This window comes from Rhizobacter sp. P2_H2, assembly GCF_056403375.1.
This window is the reverse complement of record NZ_JBFUFP010000482.1, coordinates 1-3,968: the sequence shown is the minus strand read 5'-3', so window position 1 is coordinate 3,968 and position 3,968 is coordinate 1. Positions and strand designations below refer to the sequence as shown.

7 protein-coding genes are annotated in these 3,968 nt (G+C 69.6%); all 7 read right to left on the bottom strand.

The window, feature by feature from the left end; all coding sequences use genetic code 11:
* Nucleotides 1–158: 158 nt before the first annotated feature.
* Nucleotides 159–581 carry an arsenate reductase (glutaredoxin) gene (arsC, locus tag AC1D15_RS20780; protein WP_477827458.1) on the bottom strand — a complete coding sequence of 141 codons (423 nt, stop codon included), beginning with the start codon at nucleotides 579–581 and terminating at the stop codon, nucleotides 159–161.
* Nucleotides 574–1,263, bottom strand: coding sequence for an aquaporin (locus AC1D15_RS20775; RefSeq protein ID WP_477827457.1), 690 nt, complete (start codon nucleotides 1,261–1,263; stop codon nucleotides 574–576). The genes arsC and AC1D15_RS20775 overlap by 8 nt, the downstream gene beginning before the upstream one ends.
* 15 nt (nucleotides 1,264–1,278) lie before the next feature.
* A complete protein-coding gene (locus AC1D15_RS20770; protein WP_477827456.1) occupies nucleotides 1,279–1,761 on the bottom strand; it encodes an ArsI/CadI family heavy metal resistance metalloenzyme in 483 nt (160 codons plus the stop codon).
* Between the two features lie 20 nt (nucleotides 1,762–1,781).
* A complete protein-coding gene (locus tag AC1D15_RS20765; protein ID WP_477827455.1) occupies nucleotides 1,782–2,108 on the bottom strand; it encodes an ArsR/SmtB family transcription factor in 327 nt (108 codons plus the stop codon).
* Between the two features lie 139 nt (nucleotides 2,109–2,247).
* Nucleotides 2,248–2,934, bottom strand: coding sequence for a biliverdin-producing heme oxygenase (locus tag AC1D15_RS20760; protein ID WP_465114490.1), 687 nt, complete (start codon nucleotides 2,932–2,934; stop codon nucleotides 2,248–2,250).
* A 13-nt stretch (nucleotides 2,935–2,947) separates the two neighbouring features.
* On the bottom strand, nucleotides 2,948–3,313 hold the full coding sequence (locus tag AC1D15_RS20755; RefSeq protein WP_477827454.1) for a hypothetical protein: 366 nt from the start codon (nucleotides 3,311–3,313) through the stop codon (nucleotides 2,948–2,950).
* A partial coding sequence (locus tag AC1D15_RS20750) for a GlxA family transcriptional regulator (RefSeq protein ID WP_477827453.1) occupies nucleotides 3,310–3,968 on the bottom strand: 659 nt, incomplete at its 5' end. The genes AC1D15_RS20750 and AC1D15_RS20755, both read right to left, overlap by 4 nt.

Here is a 3,968-nt window from a genome sequence, read left to right as displayed (position 1 = left end):
CGGGGCTCGAACCCGCGAGCCCCGTCCACTCCGCCAACAAAAAGCCCTTGCAGCTCAATGAGTTGCAAGGGCTTTTCCGCTTTCTGGGTCGGCGGGCTGGTGTGATCCACGCCAGCCGATTGACGGAATATGCCCGGGGGCTTCCTTGGGCTCTTTGACTACCCCCGACGCACGCCATCGTCGACCACCACTTCGCCGTCTTCCTTCGTGAACGGCGGCAATTGGGCCACGGGGAGCAGCGCGAGCACCTTCTCCGAAGGCCGGCACAGCGCCGTGCCCAGGCGCGAGACGACGATGGGCCGATTCAGCAGGATGGGATGCCRCTGGATGAAGTCGATCAACTCTTCATCCGTCCAATGCGGTTCATCGAGCTTCAGTTCGGCGAAGGGTGTCCCCTTCTCGCGCAACAGCGCGCGCACCGGCTGGCCGGTCGCGGCCACCAACTCGCGCAGGCGATCCTTCGTCGGGGGTGTCTTCAGGTACTCGACGACGGTGGGTTCGAAGCCGGCATGCCGGATGAGCGCGAGCGTGTTGCGCGAGGTCCCGCAGGCAGGGTTGTGATAGATCGTGATGTCATCCATGGTGGTCGGGCCTTGCCGGGTCTTGAGCCAAGGGTGTGTCGGGTCCGAGCCAGCCATGCAGGGCGAGCGCGACTCCGGCGCCGGCCAGCTCTGCCGCGATGAACGCGGGTGCGCTGGGCGGCGAGATGCCCGCGAAGGTGTCGCTCAGCATGCGCCCCACGACGGCTGCCGGGTTGGCGAACGATGTCGACGCGGTGAACCAGTACGCCGCGCCGATGTAGGCGGCGACGGCGGCGGCAACGCGAGACGGTGGTGTTCTCAGGATGACGATGAGCAAGCCGGCGGTGGCTACCCCTTCGGCGAGCCATTGGCCGGGCCCGCTGCGGACCTTGGCAGATACCTGCAGCAGCGGCAGGTCAAACATCGCGTGAGCGAGCCAGGCTCCGGCCATCGCACCCAGCAGTTGCGCGCAGCCATAGGCGATGAGGTCGAGCCGGGGCAGTCGGCCGAGGGCGGCCATCGCCAGCGACACCGAGGGATTGAAGTGCGCACCGCTTGTCGGACCGAACACCACGATCAGCACGTACAGGCCGCCGACGGTCGCCAGCGCGTTGGCGAGCAACGCCAACGCGACATTGCCGCCGGCCAGGCGCTCTGCCATCACGCCGGAGCCGATCACGACGGCCAGCAGCAGGCCGGTTCCGATGAACTCGACCAGTGCGCGCCGGGGCAGGCTTTTCATCTCGCGGGCAGCCAATCAGCAGCACGCCGACGGCGCAGCGGCGACGGGAATGCCCACCGGCTTCCCGCGCGGAGCGGCGTTCGCGCAGCATGCAGCCGCCTCGGACGCCTCGACCTTCGGCTTCTCGCTGAACACCGGGATGTTGCCCAGCGTGCGGAACTGCTCCCACGCGATGCCTTGCGGGTCGGTCACCCAGTACTTGTCGCTGCGCGCATAGCAGCAACTCGTCTCGCCGACATCGAGCAGCGTCATGCCGGCGGCCTCCGCGCTCGACTTCAGCGCGGCGAGTTCTTCCTCGGTGTCCGCCTGGATGCCGAGGTGGTCGACACCGGGGGCGCTGCCGCGCGTCGAGATCGCGAAGTTGATGCGAGGATCCTCGATCATCCACTTGGCGTAGTCGCTCTCGACGCGGGTCGGCTCCGCGGAGAACATCTTCGAATAGAAGGCGATGCTCGCCTGCAGGTCTTGCACATGGGCATGGACGTGAAATCGCTTCATTGCGGGCTCCTGGGGGTGGGTCAACATCCGCACCTGGCGGACTCGGGCGGCACCGCGCAGGCCTCGCCTGCGCAGCAGTTCTCGGTGAGGAAACCGATGACGCCGTTCATCTGGTCGTACGCGGCGCGGTAGACGAGGTGCCGGCTGACGCGCTCCTGCGTCACCAGTCCCGCGCCCATCAGTTCCTTGAGGTGGAAGGACAGCGTCGTCGGAACGGTCCCGAGCCCTTCGCTCATCACGCCGGGCGTCAGGCCGCTCGGGCCGGCGACCACCAAGGCGCGGAAGACCTCGAGTCGCAGCGGGTGGGCCAGCGCGGCAAGCGCTCGAATGACGGCTTCTTGTTCCATGAGCCGACTATACGAGAAATATGAAACAGTTGCCACGTTCCCGGCGCCGCGACGTGATCGCCGACCGCCACAGGGGCAGGCCGACCTGGACGCGCTCGCCTCGGTCGTCCGGGCCTGCCTCAAGCAGCCGGTCGAGGCTTCAGCTCATCGTCGCCGGCTCGGTGTCGGCGCGCGGCCGCAGCGCGAGCGACAGCAGCTCGTCGAACCGGTGGTACGCGAGGCTCGCACCGGCGACGAAGGCGCTGCCCTGCTCCTCGGAGACGCGGGCCGAGTCGAGCGCCTGCGCGAGGCTGCGCCACGCGCGCGTGCGGCTGCCCAATGGTGCGAGCAGGTGCCGCCCGCCGTTCGTCTCGTCCAGGCCCAGGTGCTCGCCGAGGTGCTGCGTCTGCGCCATCAAGTCCAGGCTCAGCATCAGGCCCTCGCTCGCATGCACCCAGCCCAGCGCCTCCATCAACCCGAGGCCGTGCGTCGCCGGTGCCGGCGACGAGCGCGGGTGGGGCGGCCAGGCCTCCAGGTCGTGCAGGTCGGCCTCCATGCGGCTCGCGCGCTCCGCATCGGCCAGGCCGGGGTCGGGGATGACCTGCCAGACCTCTTCATCGGCATACAGCCGCCGCACGTCGCCCAGCATGTGGTACTGCACCGTCAGGAAGCCGGCGTAGTGCTCGGTGGTCTTGAACGGCTCGATCAGGTTCAGGCCATCGCGCAGGTAGTCGTGCAGGAAGCCGGCGTCCTCGCTGAGCCGCTGCGTCAGGGTCCGGCGCGACGGCTGCGGCACGATCGGTGCCGGCACGGTCGGAAACTGCAGGGCGATGTAGGGGTTGTGCATGGGCGCGCGCGGCTCAGTGGTTGGCATGCCGCATCGGCTGCGTGGGCGCGAAGCCGTGCTCGGAAAGCGTCTGCTTCGGCGCCGGTGAGCGGCCCTGCGCGTGGGCCTGCGCTTGCGCCTGGGCCTGCGCCAGGCTGTGGGCCGCCTCGCGCAGGTGCTGCTTCGCGCGGGCCTCCTTCAGCTCCCGGGCCTGCTTTGCGAAGCCGGCCTGGAAGCGGCCCAGCTCCTTCTTGTGCCGGCGCTCCACCTGCCCCAGCACGATCGATACGCGCTGCGACACGCGCTTCATCTCGCGTGCCCGGCCGAAATGCCAGCCGGCGGCCACGCCGGCCGCGAGGAACACCGCCGCACTGCCCAGCCAGATCAGCAGCTCGATCATGCGGGTTCTCCTTGCGAGCGGGCCTCCTGCGCAGGCAAGGGCGCCCGGCGCAGGTGGCGTTGCCCCGAGTTCGCCTTGCGCCCCGGCGCATCGAAGCCGCCCAGCCGGGCGCGGTACTCGGCCGGCGTGCAGCCGACCTGGCGCACGAAGGCGCGGCGCATGCGCTCGTCGTCGACGAAACCGCTCTGCGCCGCGATCGCCTTGATCGACACCGGCGAGGCCTCCAGCAGGTGGCAGGCGCGCTCGACGCGCAACTGCTCCACCACCTTGGCCGGCGTCTGCCCGGTGCTGCGCACGAAGAAGCGCGCGAAATTGCGCGGGCTCATGCCGGCGCGCCCGGCCATGTCGGTCACGGTGGTGGGCTGGCTCAGCCGCGTCGCGACCCAGCCGAGCAGGTCGGTCAGCATGCTGTCGGCACCGCGCTGCGCGAGGCGCTCCTGCAGGTTCAGCAAGGTGCTGCGCTGCGCCTGGCTGCCCGAGCGCGCCATGAACACCACCAGCTCGCGCGCCACGTCCAGGCCGATCTGCGGGCCCAGGTCGGCCCGCACCAGCGCGAGCGCCATGTCGATGCCGGCCGTCATGCCGGCGGCCGTCCACACCTTTCCGGCTTGCACGTAGATCGGGTCGTCGTCCAGCTGCACGCGCGGATAGCGCG